This window comes from Kitasatospora sp. NPDC094015, from assembly GCF_040304075.1.
Taxonomy (GTDB): domain Bacteria; phylum Actinomycetota; class Actinomycetes; order Streptomycetales; family Streptomycetaceae; genus Kitasatospora.
In genome coordinates this window covers 1-17,359 of record NZ_JBEOUL010000004.1, presented here as the reverse complement: position 1 = coordinate 17,359, position 17,359 = coordinate 1, and the positions used below count along the sequence as shown (strand labels likewise).

Annotated in this window: 15 protein-coding genes and 2 tRNA genes; 10 read left to right on the top strand and 7 right to left on the bottom strand. The window is 73.7% G+C overall.

Annotation, left to right across the window (positions count from 1 at the left end; all coding sequences use genetic code 11):
• The first annotated feature begins 124 nt into the window (after positions 1-124).
• Positions 125-1,711, top strand: coding sequence for a N,N-dimethylformamidase beta subunit family domain-containing protein (locus tag ABT014_RS06380; protein WP_502894863.1), 1,587 nt, complete (start codon positions 125-127; stop codon positions 1,709-1,711).
• A 131-nt stretch (positions 1,712-1,842) separates the two neighbouring features.
• Positions 1,843-2,742, top strand: coding sequence for a phosphoribosylaminoimidazolesuccinocarboxamide synthase (locus ABT014_RS06375; RefSeq protein ID WP_350637506.1), 900 nt, complete (start codon positions 1,843-1,845; stop codon positions 2,740-2,742).
• A 111-nt stretch (positions 2,743-2,853) separates the two neighbouring features.
• Here the strand turns inward: ABT014_RS06375 and ABT014_RS06370 are convergent.
• The 3 genes from ABT014_RS06370 to ABT014_RS06360 form a co-directional block, all read right to left on the bottom strand.
• Positions 2,854-2,925: transfer RNA gene (locus tag ABT014_RS06370), tRNA-Gly, on the bottom strand.
• 49 nt (positions 2,926-2,974) lie between these two features.
• A tRNA-Gly gene (locus ABT014_RS06365) sits at positions 2,975-3,047 on the bottom strand.
• Between the two features lie 139 nt (positions 3,048-3,186).
• Positions 3,187-3,504: a histone-like nucleoid-structuring protein Lsr2 gene (locus tag ABT014_RS06360; RefSeq protein ID WP_033817889.1), complete on the bottom strand. Its 318-nt coding sequence runs from the start codon at positions 3,502-3,504 to the stop codon at positions 3,187-3,189.
• A 460-nt stretch (positions 3,505-3,964) separates the two neighbouring features.
• Here ABT014_RS06360 and purS point away from each other — a divergent pair, with 460 nt between their 5' ends.
• From purS to ABT014_RS06335, 5 genes are all read left to right on the top strand, one after another.
• Positions 3,965-4,225 carry a phosphoribosylformylglycinamidine synthase subunit PurS gene (purS, locus tag ABT014_RS06355; protein ID WP_350637505.1) on the top strand — a complete coding sequence of 87 codons (261 nt, stop codon included), beginning with the start codon at positions 3,965-3,967 and terminating at the stop codon, positions 4,223-4,225.
• Positions 4,222-4,899 carry a phosphoribosylformylglycinamidine synthase subunit PurQ gene (gene purQ, locus ABT014_RS06350; RefSeq protein ID WP_350637504.1) on the top strand — a complete coding sequence of 226 codons (678 nt, stop codon included), beginning with the start codon at positions 4,222-4,224 and terminating at the stop codon, positions 4,897-4,899. The genes purS and purQ overlap by 4 nt, the downstream gene beginning before the upstream one ends.
• Positions 4,899-7,154 (top strand): phosphoribosylformylglycinamidine synthase subunit PurL, encoded by a 2,256-nt coding sequence (gene purL, locus ABT014_RS06345; protein WP_350637503.1) that lies wholly within the window; start codon positions 4,899-4,901, stop codon positions 7,152-7,154. Before purQ ends, purL begins: the two co-directional genes overlap by 1 nt.
• An 81-nt stretch (positions 7,155-7,235) precedes the next feature.
• Positions 7,236-8,063: a sterol carrier family protein gene (locus ABT014_RS06340; RefSeq protein ID WP_350637502.1), complete on the top strand. Its 828-nt coding sequence runs from the start codon at positions 7,236-7,238 to the stop codon at positions 8,061-8,063.
• 142 nt (positions 8,064-8,205) lie between these two features.
• Positions 8,206-9,966: a WD40 repeat domain-containing protein gene (locus tag ABT014_RS06335; RefSeq protein ID WP_350637501.1), complete on the top strand. Its 1,761-nt coding sequence runs from the start codon at positions 8,206-8,208 to the stop codon at positions 9,964-9,966.
• Between the two features lie 76 nt (positions 9,967-10,042).
• Here the strand turns inward: ABT014_RS06335 and ABT014_RS06330 are convergent, their stop codons facing one another.
• The gene (locus tag ABT014_RS06330; protein ID WP_350637500.1) at positions 10,043-10,894 is read right to left on the bottom strand and encodes a DUF3152 domain-containing protein; all 852 of its coding nucleotides are present in this window, start codon (positions 10,892-10,894) and stop codon (positions 10,043-10,045) included.
• A gap of 223 nt (positions 10,895-11,117) precedes the next feature.
• Here ABT014_RS06330 and ABT014_RS06325 point away from each other — a divergent pair, with 223 nt between their 5' ends.
• Together ABT014_RS06325 and wrbA are read left to right on the top strand one after the other, a co-directional pair.
• Positions 11,118-11,759 (top strand): TetR/AcrR family transcriptional regulator, encoded by a 642-nt coding sequence (locus ABT014_RS06325; RefSeq protein WP_350637499.1) that lies wholly within the window; start codon positions 11,118-11,120, stop codon positions 11,757-11,759.
• Between the two features lie 170 nt (positions 11,760-11,929).
• Positions 11,930-12,538 carry an NAD(P)H:quinone oxidoreductase gene (wrbA, locus tag ABT014_RS06320; RefSeq protein ID WP_350637498.1) on the top strand — a complete coding sequence of 203 codons (609 nt, stop codon included), beginning with the start codon at positions 11,930-11,932 and terminating at the stop codon, positions 12,536-12,538.
• A 120-nt stretch (positions 12,539-12,658) separates the two neighbouring features.
• On the opposite strand, the gene ABT014_RS06315 is transcribed toward wrbA, so the two are convergent.
• Positions 12,659-13,072, bottom strand: coding sequence for a DUF3151 domain-containing protein (locus tag ABT014_RS06315; protein ID WP_350637497.1), 414 nt, complete (start codon positions 13,070-13,072; stop codon positions 12,659-12,661).
• 91 nt (positions 13,073-13,163) lie between these two features.
• Complete coding sequence (gene fbaA, locus ABT014_RS06310) at positions 13,164-14,186, bottom strand: class II fructose-bisphosphate aldolase (protein ID WP_350637496.1); 1,023 nt, start codon at positions 14,184-14,186, stop codon at positions 13,164-13,166.
• Between the two features lie 314 nt (positions 14,187-14,500).
• Here fbaA and ABT014_RS06305 point away from each other — a divergent pair, with 314 nt between their 5' ends.
• Entirely contained in the window at positions 14,501-15,220 is a 720-nt protein-coding gene (locus tag ABT014_RS06305) for a DedA family protein (RefSeq protein ID WP_350637495.1), read from the top strand.
• 106 nt (positions 15,221-15,326) lie between these two features.
• On the opposite strand, the gene ABT014_RS06300 is transcribed toward ABT014_RS06305, so the two are convergent.
• Complete coding sequence (locus ABT014_RS06300) at positions 15,327-17,150, bottom strand: alkyl/aryl-sulfatase (RefSeq protein ID WP_350637494.1); 1,824 nt, start codon at positions 17,148-17,150, stop codon at positions 15,327-15,329.
• Positions 17,151-17,359: the final 209 nt, after the last annotated feature.

The following is a 17,359-nucleotide window of genomic DNA, read 5'->3' as shown; positions in this document are numbered from 1 at the left end:
TTCCCGACCACCAGTTGCTACCGTTGGGTGACGCAGCGCCAGCATTGTGTGGTGTGCTGGACGGCACGCACATTCGGCCGGCACGTGCCAGCGGAGCATGTGCGACTCGCCGTGGGGAGGGCGCGTGGGGAGAGAACTCAACCGCCGCTGGGAGTCCGCCACGCTGGCCCACAGCGTGTCCGACCCCTTCGGGCAGGGGCCGCTGCCCTGGCTGCGCAGCCCCGACGAGTACCTGGCGGGGGTCGAGGCCGCCGTCCCCTGGTACGTGAGCGTGGACGCGCCCGGCCAGGAGCCGGTGACCGGGCCGCGGCCGCGCCCGCCGGTCGGCACGCCGAAGAACTCGGACGACGTCGACCAGCAGATCAAGGGCTTCGCCTCGGCCGGGGTGATCCGGCCGGGCGGGTCGGTGGACTTCCGGGTCACCGTGAACCCGCCGCGCGAGTTCGGCGTGGACGTCTACCGGATCGGCCGCTACGGCGGCGACGGGGCCCACGTGGTCACCTCCAGCCCGCTGATCGCCGGGCTGGCGCAGGCCGCGCCGCTGGTGGTGGGCCGCACCGTCTCCTGCCACCACTGGTGGCAGTCCTGGCGGTTGCACGTCCCGCAGCACTGGCGGCCCGGTGCGTACGTCGCGGTGCTGACCACCGCGGACAACCGGCACCGCAGCCACATCCCGTTCACCGTCCGGGACTTCGCCGAGCAGCCGGCCGCGGCCGCGCCCCCGCCGGCCCCGGTGGCGGCCGAACGCCGCGGCCCGGAGTCCGAGTTGCTGCTGGTGCTGCCGGACGTGACCTGGCAGGCTTACAACCTCTTCCCGGAGGACGGGCGCACCGGCGCCAGCCTCTACCACGCCTGGGACGGCGGCGGGCGGCTGGTCGGGGAGGCGGAGGCGGCGGTGACGGTCTCCTTCGACCGCCCGCACGCCGGGGCCGGGCTGCCGCTGCACGTCGGCCACGCCTACGACTTCATCCGGTGGGCCGAGCGCTACGGCTACGACCTCTCCTACGCCACCGCCTCGGACCTGCACGCCGGGCTGGTCGACCCGACCCGGCACCGGGCGCTGATCTTCCCCGGGCACGACGAGTACTGGTCGGAGCCGATGCGGCGGGCGGTGGAGGGCGCCCGGGACGCGGGCACCTCGCTGGTGTTCCTGTCCGCCAACACCATGTACTGGCGGGTCGACCTCTCGGCAGGGCCGTCCGGCGAGCCGAACCGGCTGCTCAACTGCCGCAAGCGCCAGCGGGTGCGCCCCGGCGGGACGGCCGCCGGTCCGGCCGGCGCCGCCAGCGCGCTCTGGCGGGACGCGGGCGAGCCCGAGCAGCACCTGCTGGGCGTCCAGTACGCGGGCAGCGTCCCGGCGCCGGTGCCGCTGGTGGCCCGCAACACCGCGCACTGGCTGTGGGCGGGCACCGGGCTGGCCGAGGGCGACCCGGTGCCGGACCTGGTCGCCGGCGAGGCGGACCGCTACTTCCCCAAGGTCGCGCTGCCCGAGCACACCGAGCGGATCCTGCTGGCCCACTCGCCGTACCGGGACTCCGAGGGCCGCCCGGCGCACCAGGAGACCTCGCTCTACCGGGCGCCGAGCGGCGCGTACGTCTTCGCGGCCGGCACCTTCGCCTGGTCGCCGGCGCTGGACCGGCCCGGGCACACCGACGAGCGGATCCAGCGGGCCACCGCGAACCTGCTCGACCACCTGTGCAAGGAGGGCTGAGCGGCGGTCGAGGCGCGGGGGTGGGCCGGGGAGGCAGCGGGGGCGCCGGACCGGCCGTGACAGACTCGGGGCAGTGACCTCCCCCTTCGCGGCCCGCGGACACGCGAACCACCCCTGAGGACTGAGACGACTTGAGCGGATTTGTCACCAAGCCCGAGCCGGTCCAGGTGCCCGGCCTGGTCCACCTGCACACCGGCAAGGTGCGCGACCTCTACCGGGCGGACTCCGGCGACCTGGTGATGGTGGCCAGCGACCGGACCTCGGCCTTCGACTGGGTGCTGCCCAACGACATCCCGGACAAGGGCCGGATCCTCACCCAGCTCTCGCTCTGGTGGTTCGACCGGATCGCCGACCTGGTGCCCAACCACGTCGTCTCCACCGAGGTCCCGGCCGGCGCCCCCGCCGACTGGAAGGGTCGCACGATGGTCTGCCGCAGCCTGGAGATGGTGCCGGTGGAGTGCGTCGCCCGCGGCTACCTGGCGGGCTCGGGCCTGCTGGAGTACGAGGCCGACCGCACGGTGTGCGGGATCGCCCTGCCGGAGGGGATGGAGCAGGGCTCCGAGCTGCCCGCGCCGATCTACACCCCCGCGCTCAAGGCCGAGGTCGGCGAGCACGACGAGAACGTCCCCTACGAGGAGACCGCCCGCCGGATCGGCGCCGAGCTGGCCGCCACCCTGCGCCAGACCACGCTGGCCGTGTACGGCCGGGCCCGGGACGTGGCCCGCGAGCGCGGGATCATCCTGGCCGACACCAAGTTCGAGTTCGGCCTGCTGGACGGCGAGCTGGTGATCGGCGACGAGGTGCTCACCCCGGACTCCTCCCGGTTCTGGCCGGCCGACCAGTGGCAGCCGGGGCGCTCGCAGCCGTCCTTCGACAAGCAGATCATCCGGGACTGGCTGGCCTCGCCGGCCTCCGGCTGGGACCGGCACGGCGAGCTGCCGCCGCCGGCGCTGCCCGCGGAGGTCGTCGAGCTGACCCGGGCCAAGTACATCGAGGCCTACGAGCGGCTCACCGGCACCGCCTGGGCCTGACCGCGCACGGCCCGCGGCCGCCGGGGCGACCCGGCGCCCGCGGGCCCGCAGGCCGCCGCCCAGGGGCCGGGAACGCCGAAGGCCCCCTCCGGAGAGGGGGCCTTCGTACCGAGCGGACGACGAGATTCGAACTCGCGACCCTCACCTTGGCAAGGTGATGCTCTACCACTGAGCCACGTCCGCATGCTGTGAAGTTGTCCTGCGTTGTGCTGCTGTGTCTTTCGACACTGCGAGCGGACGACGAGATTCGAACTCGCGACCCTCACCTTGGCAAGGTGATGCTCTACCAACTGAGCCACGTCCGCACGGTGCCTGGGCACCGGCCGCCTCTCCGGGTGTTCCCCGTTGTGGCGACGAGAATTACTCTACAACATCGATCGGAGTGCTCGCCCCACCCTTCCTCCGGGGGGAGGAGGGGAGGGGCGGCCGAGCGGCCGGAGCGGCTCAGTTGGCGTCCGCGAACGCCTCGTAGACGTGCTTGGGGATGCGGCCGCGGGCCGGCAGCTCCATGCCGTTGGACTGGGCCCAGGCGCGCACGGCGGCCGGATCCGGGGTGAGCGCGGTGCGCCGGAAGGACTTTCCGGTGCGGCTCTGGCGGCGTCCGGCCGCGACGAACGGGGCGAGGGCCTCCCGCAGCTTTTCCGCGTTGTCCGCAGACAGGTCGATCTCGTACGACTTCCCGTCGACGCCGAAGTGGACGGTTTCCGCGGCGGCGCCGCCGTCCAGGTCGTCGGAGAGCGTGACGACTACACGCTGAGCCATGGGTGTCAATCCTCTCGGGCAATTCGGCCGCCGGGTGTCGGAAGTGCCCCGGGTGCCCCGGTGTCCGGTGGGCCCGGGCGTAAACGGACAGGCTCGGGGCCATGCCGATGCGCCGCGCCTGCGGTCGCCGGTCGCCCTATTCTGCACCCAAAGGGGGCCGAATACGAAGGGTTGGGGATTCCTTTTTCCGGAAATTCACGCGATGCTCGCGAGCTCGGATACCGGACGGATAGGGGTGGTCGATCTGTCCGGTGTGCCGGTATTCGGGTGTTCTCGCCGGGCCCTGTCACGGGGCATTAACCGGGCCGAAAACCGGCCGCCGCGCGGGTGCCGGAGAGGCCTGGAACCCTTGGCGCGTAAGGGGCGATGGTCTACGCGCGTCGCCCCCTCCGGCCCGCAATCCGGCCCGAAAGCCCAGGTAGTCTGAAGGTCCCCCCGCCTTCACGCACGACACCCGGGAGTGCCAGTGGCACGCGTCGTAGTCGACGTCATGCTCAAGCCGGAGATCCTCGACCCGCAGGGACAGGCGGTGCAGCGTGCACTGCCGCGTCTCGGGTTCGACGGGATCGCCGACGTCCGCCAGGGCAAGCGATTCGAGCTGGAGCTGGAAGGGCCGGTCGACGACGCCGCCCTCGCCCGCATCCGCGAAGCCGCCGAGACCTTTCTCGCCAACACCGTGATCGAGGACTTCACCGTCCGGGTCGAGGGAGAGGCGAAGTGACCACCCGCGTCGGCGTCGTCACTTTCCCCGGCTCTCTCGACGACCGCGACGCCCAGCGCGCGGTCCGTCTGGCCGGCGCCGAGCCGGTCGCACTCTGGCACCGTGACAAGGATCTCCATCAGGTCGACGCCGTCGTCCTGCCGGGCGGATTCAGCTACGGCGACTATCTGCGTTGCGGCGCCATCTCCCGGTTCTCGCCGGTGATGGAGACCGTCATCGAGCAGGCCCGGCTGGGAATGCCCGTCCTCGGTATCTGCAACGGCTTCCAGGTGCTCTGCGAATCGCACCTGCTGCCCGGCGCGCTCACCCGCAACGACTCGCTGCACTTCATCTGCCGCGACCAGAAGCTGCGGATCGAGAACGCTGACACCGCGTGGACCGCCGATTACTCGGCCGGCCAGGAAATCGTCGTCCCGCTCAAGAACGGCGAGGGCCGCTTCGTCGCCGACGGGCATGTCCTCGACGAGCTCGAGGCCGAGGGCCGAGTGGTCGCCCGCTACGTGGATCTGAACCCCAACGGTTCGTACCGCGACATCGCCGGTATCACCAACGCCGCCGGCAATGTCGTCGGTCTGATGCCGCACCCCGAGCACGCGGTGGAGCCGCTCACCGGCCCGACCACCGAGGGCCTGGGCTTCTTCACGTCCGTCCTGAAGCAGCTGGTGAACGCCTGATGTCCCTCGACACCGTCAAGAACGCCGAGCAGACCCCGGATTCCGCCCAGCCCTGGGCCGAACTCGGCCTGAAGCAGGACGAGTACGCGCGGATCCGGGAGATCCTCGGCCGCCGGCCCACCGGTGCCGAACTCGCGATGTACTCGGTGATGTGGTCGGAGCACTGCTCGTACAAGAGCTCCAAGGTCCACCTCAAGCAGTTCGGCGAGAAGGCCCCGGAGAGCGACGCGATGCTGGTCGGCATCGGCGAGAACGCCGGTGTGGTCGACGTCGGCCAGGGCTACGCGGTCACCTTCAAGGTCGAGTCGCACAACCACCCGTCGTACATCGAGCCCTACCAGGGCGCGGCCACCGGCATCGGCGGCATCGTCCGCGACATCCTGGCGATGGGCGCCCGCCCGGTCGCCGTGATGGACCCGCTGCGCTTCGGCGCCGCGGACCACCCGGACACCCGCCGGGTGCTGCCCGGGATCGTCGCCGGCATCGGCGGCTACGGCAACTGCCTGGGCCTGCCGAACATCGGCGGCGAGGTCGTCTTCGACTCCTGCTACCAGGGCAACCCGCTCGTCAACGCGCTGTGCGTGGGCGTCATGAAGCACGAGGACATCCACCTCGCGCAGGCCTCCGGCGCCGGCAACAAGGTCATCCTGTACGGCGCCCGGACCGGCGGCGACGGCATCGGCGGCGTCTCCGTGCTGGCCTCGGAGACCTTCGACGAGACCGGCCCGGCCAAGCGCCCGGCCGTCCAGGTCGGCGACCCGTTCCAGGAGAAGCTCCTGATCGAGTGCACCCTGGAGATCTTCGCCGAGAAGCTGGTGCTCGGCATCCAGGACCTCGGCGGCGCCGGACTCTCCTGCGCCACCAGCGAGTTGGCCTCGGCCGGCTCCGGCGGCATGCGGATCGAGCTGGACACCGTGCCGCTGCGCGACCAGACGCTCTCGCCGGAGGAGATCCTCATGAGCGAGTCGCAGGAGCGCATGTGCGCCATCGTCGAGCCCGGCAAGGTCGACCGCTTCCTGGAGATCTGCGAGAAGTGGGACGTCATCGCCACCGTGATCGGTGAGGTCACCGACGGCGAGCGCCTGGAGATCTTCTGGCACGGCGAGCAGGTCGTCGACGTGCCGCCGCGCACCGTCGCCCACGACGGCCCGGTCTACCAGCGCCCGTACGCCCGCCCGAGCTGGCAGGACGCGCTGCAGGCCGACGCCCCGACCGCCGGACGGCTGCTGCGCCCGGCCACCGGTGAGGCGCTCAAGGAGGCCCTGCTGGCCGTCGCGGGCTCCCCGAACCAGGCCTCCAAGGCGTGGATCACCGACCAGTACGACCGCTACGTGCTCGGCAACACGGTGCTGTCCACCCCCGAGGACTCCGGCATGATCCGGATCGACGAGGAGACCAACCTCGGCGTCTCGGTCGCCACCGACGGCAACGGCCGCTTCACCAAGCTGGACCCGTACACCGGCGCCCAGCTGGCGCTGGCCGAGGCGTACCGCAACGTCGCGGCCGGCGGCGCCAAGCCGCTCGCCGTCTCGGACTGCCTCAACTTCGGCTCCCCCGAGGACCCGGACGTGATGTGGCAGTTCGCCGAGGCCACCCGGGGCCTCGCCGACGCCTGCCAGGTCCTCGGCACCCCGGTCACCGGCGGCAACGTCTCGCTCTACAACCAGACCGGCGAGACCGCCATCCACCCGACCCCCGTGGTCGCGGTGCTCGGCGTGATCGACGACGTCACCCGTCGCACCCCGATCGGCTTCGCCGAGGAGGGCCAGCTGCTCTACCTGCTCGGCGACACCGCCGACGAGCTGGGTGGCTCCGCCTGGAGCGAGGTCGTCCACGGCCACCTGGGCGGCCTGCCGCCCAAGGTCGACCTGGAGCGCGAGCGGCTGCTCGCCGAGATCCTGATCGCGGGCTCCCGCGACGGCATGATCGACGCGGCGCACGACCTCTCCGACGGCGGCCTGGGCCAGGCCCTGGTGGAGAGCTGCCTCAAGGGCGGCAAGGGTGCCCGGATCGTGGTGCCGCAGGAGCTCGACCCGTTCGTGTTCCTGTTCTCCGAGTCGGCCGGCCGGGCCGTGGTGTCCGTGCCGCGCAGCGAGGAGCTCCGGTTCAACGACATGTGCGGCGCCCGCGGCCTGCCGGTCGCCCGGATCGGCGTGGTCGACGGTGATGTCCTGGACGTCCAGGGGCAGTTCAGCGTGACACTGGCCGAGCTGAAGGACGCCCACACCGGCGTCATCGAGGCGCTGCTCGCCTGATCCCGCGCACCGAGGGCGGCCCGGTCGACCGACCGGGCCGCCCTTCGCGCGTCCGCACCGCTCCCGGCTAGCCTTCCGGTCATGGCGAACCGGACCCGTACGTACGACCCCGCGAAGGTGCGCGCCGCCCTGGCCGCGCAGACCGAGGCACTGCGCACCGCCGTCGGCGGGTTGTGCGCCGACCCGGCGGCGGTGCGGCTGCTGGCCGGCCCCACCGGGCTGGCCGGCTGGACCGTCCGCGACCTGCTCGCGCACCTCGCGCTGCAGGTCGGGTGGGTGCCCCGGCACCTGGACGATCCGCAGCAGGGCCGGCCGGCGATCGGCCTGGCGCAGTGGGCGATGGGGGTCGGCGAGCTGGCGCCGGTGCTGGACGAGGCGGCCCGCGCGCACGCCGCCGAGGCGTTCGCCGGCCCGCCCGCGCAGGTCGCCGCCGCCTTCGACCACGAGGCCGTCCTGCTGCTCGACCTGCTGGCCGGTCCGGCGGCGACGGACCCGGCCCGGCGGTTCGAGATCCGGCTCGGTGCGCTGACCCTCACCGAGATGCTGGTGACCCGGCTGGTGGAGACCGTGGTGCACGCGGACGACCTGGCGGCCGCGCTCGGGCGCACCGACTTCCCGCACGACCGCCAGGCCCTCGCCGCGGTCTCCCGGCTGCTGGCCGACGCCTTCGCCGCCAAGGCACCCGGCGGGGCGGTCGAGCTGCGGGTGCCGCCGTACGCGGTGGTGCAGGCGGTCGAAGGTCCCCGGCACACCCGGGGCACCCCGCCGAACGTGGTCGAGGCCGCCCCGCTGACCTGGATCCGGCTGGCCACCGGCCGGCTCGACTGGGCGTCGGCGGTCGAGGACGCGGCGGTGTCGGCCAGCGGCGAGCGCAGCGGCCTCGGCCCGTACCTGCCGGTGCTGGGCTGAGACCGTGCGCCGGCCGCTGCCGGCCGCGGGCCGGCCGGAGCCCCGCGGTGGCCGCGGGTGCCCGCACCGCCCCCGTCAGTAAGCTCGTCCTCCTGACGGTTGGCCGGTTGGCGCCGACGCAGCGCTGAAGGGGGACAGGGCCGTGGGTGAACAGGGGAGCCGGATACCGCCACTGCGAGCGGGCCGCCGGCCGGCCGGGCTGGCACTGCTCGGCTGGCTCGCGGACGAGCGGGCGCCGCGGCTGTGCCAGGTCACCGGGGCACCGGGTGCGGGCAAGAGCCACCTGCTGGCGTGGCTGGCCGAGGCGGGCACCGAGGCGCACGCCGCTGCCGGTGCCGCTGCCGGTGCCGGTGCCCGGGTACGGGCCGTGCTGCCCGCCGCCGGGGCCACCGTGGAGAGCGCGGCCTGGCGGCTCGGCCGGCGCCTGGACCTGCTGGTCCGCACGCCCGACGAGCTGTTCGCCGCGCTGGCCGAGGACGACCGCCCGACCGTGATCTGCGTACCGGACCTCGGCCGGGCCGCCGACCCGGCCGAGCTGGTGGCCGAACTGCTCGACCCGCTGCTGCGGTTGGAGCGGATCAGACTGGTGGTCGAGGGCGGCGCCGGAGCGTTCACCGCGGTCGCCGCACCGGCGGTGCTCGACCTGGACCTGCCGCAGTGGACCGACCCCGCGCGGTTCGCCGCCTGGTGCGCCGCGGCCGCCGCCGACCCCGACCGCTACCCCAGCCCGGGCGCCGCCCTGGGACACCCCGCCGAACCAGCGCGCCGGAGCCTGCTCGAACTGGCCACCGAACTCCCCGCCGGCCCGGACGGCGCACCCGACCCGGCGGCGGCCGAGCCGAGGCTGCTGACCGACCTGTGGCGGGCGGCCACCCGCGAGGGCGGGGTCGAGCGGCTGCTCGGCGACGCCCGGCTGCTCACCCACGCCGACCCGGTGGTGGTCTCGGCCGCGCTGGCCGGGCGGCCCGGCGCCGTGCCGGAGCAGTGGCGCAACGCCGGCCCGGCGCTGGTCGAGGAGCCCGACCCCGGCGTGCGGGCCGCGGTGCTGCGCACCCGGCTGATCGGTCTGGACGGTCCCGCGGCCGACCGGCTGGCCGCGGTGCCGGGCCCGTGGCACTGTGCCTGGGCGATGTGGCCGGACTCCGCCTTCGGCTGGCCCGGCCCGGTCTCCTCGCTGGCGCTGGGCGCCGGCTCGTACGCCGGCCAGCTGCTGCTGGCCGACCCCGGCGGCACGGTCCGTACGGTGGACGCCGCCTCGGGCCGCCCGCTGGCCCGGGTGCCCACCCCGGGGCCGCGGCCGCTGCGCGGGCTGACCGTCACCGGGGGCGGCAGCGTGGTGCTGCTGGATTCCTGGGGCGAGAGTGCGGTGCTGCCGTCCGCGGCGGAGGCGGACAGCCGCCCGGGTGCGGCGCTGGCCGAGCTGGTGGCCGTTGCGGGGACCGCGCCGAGCGCCGTGGCCGCCGTGCCGGGCCTCCCCGGTGCGGTGCCCGCGCTCGGGGACGAGGCCGGCGCCCTGCACTGGCGGGACGCGGGCGGCGCACCGCTGTCCGCGCGGCCGCACCGGGGCCCGGTGACCGCGCTGGCGGCCGCCCTGGAGGCCGGGCGGCCGGTGCTGGTGAGCGGCGGCTTCGACGGATCGGTGCAGCTCTGGCGGCCCGGCGGCGCGGAGCCGGTCGAGGTGCTCGACCGGCGGGAGCGGGTGGTCGGCGCGGTCGCGGTGGCCGCCGGCGCCGACGGGCTGACCGTGGCGGCGGCCTGGGCGGACGGTCTGGTCCGGCTGCGCCGGCCCGGGGCCGGGCCGGTCGACCTGCGCCTGGGGTCACCGATCTGGGCGCTGGCCCTGGCCGACGGCCTGCTGGTGCTGGGCACCTCCGACGGCGTCGCCGCCGTCCGGGCGGGCTGAGCCGGCCGACCGCCGCCGGACCGCCGCCCACCACCGCCCGACCGGCCGAGCGTCGCCGGCGGCAGGCGCGGTGACCTCAGGGCACGCTCGGGCCGCCGAGGTAGGTCCCCTCGGCGGAGAACGGCCAGGCGTTGGGCACGCAGCCGTTCAGTCCGTAGATCTGCTGCATCATGGCCGGCGCGGGCTTGCCGGGGCCGGGGCAGCCCTCGTGCCCGTGGCCGATCCGGTGGCCGACCTCGTGGTTGATGATCAGCGCCCGGTACTCCGTCACGGGGCCCGAGAACTGCGGCGAACCGCTCTGCCAGCGCTTGGAGTTGACCATCACCTGGCGACCGACGTCGCAGTTGACCTCGCCCTGGGTGTTGAGCCCGGCGGTCGCGCAGATCCGGTCCACGGTGGCCGGCGAGGCGATCCGCACGGTGAAGTCGTAGCTGCCGTCGGCCACCAGCTGGAAGCCGTAGCGCTTGTCGGCCGTCCAGCCGCGCTTGTCGGCCAGGATGGCCTGCACCTCGGCCGCCGCGCCCTGCGGGTCGATGCCGATCCCGCCCTCGACCTCGACCTTGTAGCGCCGGACGGTGCCCTTGCCGACCGCCGGCCCGTTGGCCGCGGCGGTGCTGAACTCCCCGGTGCCCTTGACGTCCTGGTCGGCCGGCGGGGCGCTGCTCGGGGCGGGCGTGGGGGACGGCGGCACGGGCTCGGGGCTGTCCGGTGCCGGCTGCTCGGTCTCGGCCGGGACGGCCCTGGCCTGCCGGCTCGGGCCCGTGCCGTCCGGTTCGTGGTGCGGGAGGAGGAGGGCGACCGCGGCGGCGCCCAGCACCGCCAGCGAGAGCGCCAGGGCTATGCCCGTACCGAGCCGGCTGCGTCGGCGCCGACCGGCGCGCCTGCGACCCCGCGCGGGTGCGCGCCGGGAGTTGCGGGCTGTAGGCACTACGGGCCCTTCTGTTCGGGGACATGGCCTGAGCCGCCGTCAAGGTGCGGAAGCGGCGGATCGAACATCACCATCGCACGGGCGCGCGCCGAGTGTCTACATACCCGGTATGCCCTGCGGGTGCGCCGACGGCTCCGAACGTCCTGGACGCCTGCGGGCGCCACCCGGTTCCGCCTGGTCGGATAGGGTTCCGGCGAACCGTGGGAGTGCTGGGAGGACCGTCATGAGCCGCAGTCCGGAGCCACTGCGGGGGCCGGCCGACCCGCTCCCGGTCGCCGGCCAGGCGCCCCCCGAGCGCGCCGACGCGGCCCGGAACCGGCTGAAGATCCTCCGTGCGGCCGCCGAGATCCTGGACGCCGCGGGGCCCGAGGGCCTGTCGGTCGCCGAGGTGGCACGGGTGGCGGACACCGGGGTCGGCACGGTCTACCGCCGCTTCGGTGACCGCACCGGACTGCTCCTGGCGCTGCTGGACGAGCGCGAGCGCGAGTTCCAGGCGGCCTTCATGTCCGGCCCGCCGCCGCTCGGTCCGGGCGCGCCGGACGAGGTCAGGCTGCGCGCCTTCCTGTCGGCGCTGGTGGACCGGATCCAGGCGCAGCACGAGCTGGCCCTGCTCGCCGAGCGCAGCTCGCCCGCCGGCCGGCTGCGCAGCGGTCGGTACTCGGTCCACCACGCCCACCTGTCGATCCTGCTGGCCCGGGTCCGGCCGGGCGCGGACCCGCACTTCCTCGCCGACACCCTGTTGGCGGCGCTCTCGGCCGAGCAGCTGCGGTGGTTCCGGGAGGGGCGGGGGATGGATCCGCAGCAGATCAAGGACGCGGTGCGGGACCTGGTGGACGGGCTCTGCGGCGGCCCGGGGACGAGCTGAGCGGAACTCGTTCCGGATACCCCTTGTAAGCGGAGTGCGCTCCGCTTTACTGTCGACCTGACGCAGTCGCGGCGTTCGGGCGGGAAACCCTGCCGTACCCCGCCGCGGGTGCCGCAAGGTTGACCAGCGCACGTCCGGCAGCAGCCCATCGCACAGGGGGACCAACTCTCATGGCCAGCAAGGTCGCAGTCATCTACTACTCCGCCACCGGCAGCGTCCACCAGCTCGCCGAGGCGGTCGCCGAGGGGGCCGTGAAGGCCGGCGCCGAGGTCCGGCTGCGGCGGGTCGCCGAGCTGGCGCCCGAGGAGTCGATCGACGCCAACCCGGCCTGGCGCGCCCACCTGGAGGCCACCGCGGACGTGCCGGTCGCCTCGCACGAGGACCTGCTCTGGGCCGACGCGTACGCCTTCGGCACCCCGACCCGGTTCGGCAACGTGGCCGCCCAGCTCAAGCAGTTCCTCGACACCACCGGTGGCCTCTGGTACCAGGGCAAGCTCCAGGACAAGCCGGCCACCGCCTTCGCCAGCGCCCAGAACATGCACGGCGGCAACGAGTCCACCCTGCTGGCGCTCTACAACACGCTGTACCACTGGGGCACCATCATCATCCCGCCCGGCTACACCGACCCGTCCGTGTTCGCCGCCTACGGCAACCCGTACGGCGCCGCCCACCCCTCCGGCGCCGGCGCCCCGAGCGAGGAACTGCTCGCCGCCGCCCGCTACCAGGGCACCCGGCTGGCCACCTTCACCGAGCGCCTGCTGGCCGGCCGGCAGGACTGAGGCCGCGCCGCCCGGGCACCGGCCCCGGACAGCCCTCCGCCGCCCGGGCAGGCCCTGGGCGGCGGCGGGTTTCGGCGGATCGGCACGGGCCCGAACGGGCGGCCGGGGCGCGGGAGCGGGTCAGCCGAGGGTGTCGGCGGCGGTCGGCGAGCTGTCCCGGAGGAACTGCGTGCAGCGCTCGTACTCGTCCTTCTCCTCGATCGCGCCGGCCGCCCGGGCCAGCGCGTGCAGGGCGCGCAGGAAGCCGCGGTTCGGCTCGTGGTCCCACGGCACCGGCCCGTGGCCCTTCCAGCCGGCCCGGCGCAGCGCGTCCAGGCCGCGGTGGTAGCCGGTGCGGGCGTAGGCGTAGGACTCGATGGTCCGGCCCGCCACGAAGGCGTCGTCGGCCAGCTGCGCCCAGGCCAGCGAGGAGGTCGGGTACTTGGCCGCGACCTCGGCGGGCGTGGCACCCGAGGCCAGCAGCTCCAGCGGGCCGGTCTCGGCCGGCAGGTGGGTCGGCGGCGGTCCGCCGAGCAGGTTCTCGTGCATGCTCATGGGCCCCAGTCAACCACTGACCGGGGGCCGGGCGGAGACGCCGGTGCCCCCGGACGGCGCGAGCCGTGCGGGGGCACCGGGGCGTCGGACCCTACTTGATGCGGTTGCCCGCCGAGCGCAGCTGCTGGGCGGCCTCGAGCACGCGCGCGGCCATGCCGGCCTCGGCCAGCTTGCCCCAGGTGCGGGGGTCGTAGGTGTTCTTCTTGCCGACCTCGCCGTCGACCTTCAGCACACCGTCGTAGTTGCGGAACATGTGGTCCACGACGGGGCGGGTGAAGGCGTACTGGGTGTCGGTGTCGAGGTTCATCTTCACCACGCCGTTCTCCAGCGCGGTGGCGATCTCCTCGGCGGTGGAGCCCGAGCCGCCGTGGAAGACGAAGTCGAACGGGTCGGTCTTGCCGTACTGCTTGCCGATCGCGTCCTGCAGCTCGCGCAGCAGCTCCGGCTTCAGCACCACGTTGCCGGGCTTGTACACGCCGTGCACGTTGCCGAAGGAGGCGGCCAGCAGGTAGCGGCCCTGCTCGCCCAGGCCGAGCGCCTCGGCGGTGCGGACGGCGTCGTTGACCGTGGTGTACAGCTCGTCGTTGATCTCGTGCGAGACACCGTCCTCCTCGCCGCCGGTCGGGGTGATCTCTACCTCGAGGATGATCTTCGCGGCGACGGCCTTGGCCAGCAGCTCGCGGCCGATGGCCAGGTTGTCGGCCAGGGTCTCGGCGGAGCCGTCCCACATGTGCGACTGGAACAGCGGGTTGCGGCCCTGGGCGACGCGCTCGGCGGAGATCGCCAGCAGCGGGCGGACGTAGCCGTCCAGCTTGTCCTTGGGGCAGTGGTCGGTGTGCAGCGCCACGGTGACGTCGTACTTGGCGGCCACGATGTGCGCGAACTCGGCGAGCGCGACGGCGCCGGTCACCATGTCCTTGCTGTGCTGGCCGCCCAGGAACTCCGCACCACCCGTGGAGATCTGGATGATGCCGTCGCTCTCGGCCTCGGCGAAGCCACGCAGGGCGGCGTGCAGCGTCTGCGACGAGGTGACGTTGATGGCCGGGTAGGCGAACTTGCCCGCCTTGGCCCGGTCGAGCATCTCGTTGTAGACCTCGGGAGTTGCGATGGGCATGCGAATCCGCTCCTGTCGGTGTGGGGCGATCGGACGACGCTGTCCGATGCTCAGTACGCCAGTGGTACGACGTGTGGCACCGGGCCGACGCGACTCAGCGGTACGGCTTGGTGGTACCAGGATCGACGGGTCCGATGCGGCACGGGACTGAGGGTGGTCCACGACCGCGGGCCGGACACCTGTGTCATCTTCCCAGACTCGGCGCCCGGGACACCCGGCGGCCCGCCACTTGGGACGGAGCAGGTGGGTGCGGTCGCCGGGCGCCCGGACGGCGCCCTGAGCGTCCCGTCATCAGGGGGCGCTATCCTGCGCGCGTGGACACCTACAACCAGCTCGCCGTCAATGTGCTCGACGCGAAGTCGCTGATCTCGTCACTGGGCGCCATCGGACTGCTCGCGATCATCTTCGCCGAGACCGGCCTGCTGATCGGTTTCTTCTTCCCGGGTGACTCGCTGCTGATCCTGGCCGGCGTGGCCGCCTCCGGCGCGGCCTCCTCGGTGCTCGGGGAGGGTGCCCGGCTGCCGATCGCGGTGCTGCTGATCGGTGCGCCGATCTGCGCGATCGCGGGCGCCCAGCTCGGCCACTTCTTCGGGGCCAAGGTCGGCCCACGGCTCTTCGACAAGCCGGAGTCGAAGATCTTCCGGCGGGACTTCGTGGTCAAGGCCGAGGAGTACTTCGACAAGTTCGGCCCGGCCAAGGCGGTGGTGATCGCCCGCTTCATCCCGGTGGTGCGCACCTTCCTGAACCCGGTCGCCGGCACCCTGGAGATGCCCGCCCGGACCTTCTTCGTGTGGAACGTGGTCGGCGGCGTGCTGTGGACCGAGTCCATGCTGCTGATCGGCTACTTCACCGGTGACTCGCTGGCCCCCGTGATCGACAAGTACCTGATCCCGGCGATGGCCCTGATCATCCTGATCTCGATCTCCCCCATCATCTTCGAGGTGGTGCGCGAGCGGAAGAAGAAGAAGGCCGCCGGCGCCGCCGTCGAGGAGGAGCAGCACCCGGTGGCCGGTGGCCGGCACCGCAAGGGCTGATCCCGCGGCGCACCCCGCACCAGGCACGACCGGGCCCCGGCCCTCCGGACACCGCGTCCGGGGGCCGGGGCTCCGTCGTACGGGGGTGCGGGGGCGCCCCGCGCGATCAGGGGGTGACGATCGGGAAGTCCGGGTCCGGGGTGTCCAGGAAGGACACCAGGGTGGCGAAGGCCCGCGGGTCCCCGGTGTGCTCGATCCCGTCCAGGCCGCCGCCGGCCAGCAGGCCGAGCAGCTGCGGCTTGGTCAGGGTCAGCGTCAGGTTCGCGGCGCCGGCCCCGAGCGGTTCCCCGGCGGGTGTGCTGTGGTGGGTCAGCGCCCCGTTGGACAGGGTCAGCCGCCAGCCGCGCCGCTGGTCGGTGACCAGCAGGTCGACGGTGAGCGCGGTGTCCCAGGCCCGCGGGCCGTCGAGCCGCACCGCCATCGTGTCGATCAGCTGGCCGACGGTGAGGGCCATCGCCATCTCGGGGTTGCCGACGTCCAGGTCGACCGTGGCCAAGGTGCCGCGCAGCTCCATCGCGGCGGTCAGGTAGAAGTTGCGCCAGGTGCCGTTCTCGGCGCCGTGGCCGAGCCGCTCGTAGACCGCGGCCAGCGCCTCCCGGGCCGGCCGGTGGCCGGGCTCGGCGAAGACGGCGTGGTCGAGCAGGGTGGCGGCGAACCGCAGGTCGCCGGTGTCGGCGTACCCCTGGGCCTTGGCGACGGTCGCCGCGAGGCCGCCGAGCACGTCCACGTACCGCTTGGCCTCCTCGGCCGGCGGGTGCGGCCACAGGTGCGCCGGGTTGCCGTCGAACCAGCCCATGTAGCGCTGGTAGACCGCCTTCACGTTGTGGCTGACCGAGCCGTAGTAGCCGCGCGCCGCCCAGGCCCGCTCCAGCGCCGGGGGCAGCCGGATCGCCTCGGCGATCTCCGCGCCGGTCAGGCCCTGGTTGAGCAGCCGCAGGGTCTGGTCGTGCAGGTAGGCGTACAGGTCGCGCTGGATCGTCAGGTGTCCGGCGATCCGCTCGCCGCCCCAGGTCGGCCAGTGGTGCGAGGCGAAGGAGACGTCGCTGTCGGCGCCGAACAGCCGCAGCGCCTCGTCCAGGTAGCGGGCCCAGATCCGGGCGTCGCGGACCACCGCCCCGCGCAGGGTGAGCACGTTGTGCATGGTGTGGGTGGCGTTCTCGGCCATGCACAGCGCCCGGCGGTCGGGGAAGTGGAAGTTCATCTCGGCCGGCGCCTCGGTGCCCGGGGTGAGCTGAAAGACGATCCGGACCCCGTCGACCACCTCCTCCTGCCCGGTGCGGGTGATGTCCACGGTCGGCGGGACCAGGGTGATGGTGCCGGTGGAGGTGGTCATCCCCAGTCCGCAGCCGATCTGGCCCTCCGGCCCCTTGGGCAGCCGGGCGCCGTACATGTAGACCGCGCGCCGGGTCATCGCGTTGCCGGCGTACACGTTCTCGCTCACCGCGTGCTCCAGGAAGCCGGCCGGGGCGAGCACCGGCACCGGGTCGTGGCCGTGCGGGAGGATGCCGCGGGCACCGCCGAAGTGGTCGCCGTGCGAGTGGGTGTAGATCATCCCGGTGACCGGGCGGTCGCCGCGGTTGCGGCGGTAGAGCGCGAGGGCCGCGGCGGCCGTCTCGGCGGAGATCAGCGGGTCGATCACGATCACCCCGCGGTCGCCCTCGACCAGCGTCATGTTGGACAGGTCCAGGCCGCGGACCTGGTAGATCCCCTCGGTCACCAGGTACAGCCCCTGCTTGGCGGCCAGCTGCCCCTGCCGCCACAGGCTCGGGTCGGCGGTGTCGGGGCACTCCCCGGCCAGGAAGGCGTAGGCGTCGTTGTCCCAGACCACCCGGCCGTCGGGGGCGGTGACGACCGCGGGGGAGAGGGTGTCGACCAGGCCGCGTTCGGCGTCGGAGAAGTCTTCGGTGTCCTCGAAGGGAAGCGTCGTCATGGGCCGAGAATCGCACCGTTTGCCCGGTTTGTCGCCCGGCGGATCCAGCGTCGGGCGGACCTCGGTACGCCAACGGCCGGTGGGCCGCGTTGTTTCACGTGAAACAACGCGGCCCACCGGCCGCCACGCCGGGGGGGGGCCCGCAAGGGCGCAGCCCCGGGCGGGGTGGTGCAGGGGGTGGGGCGGGCGGTACAGATGGGAAAGGGCTG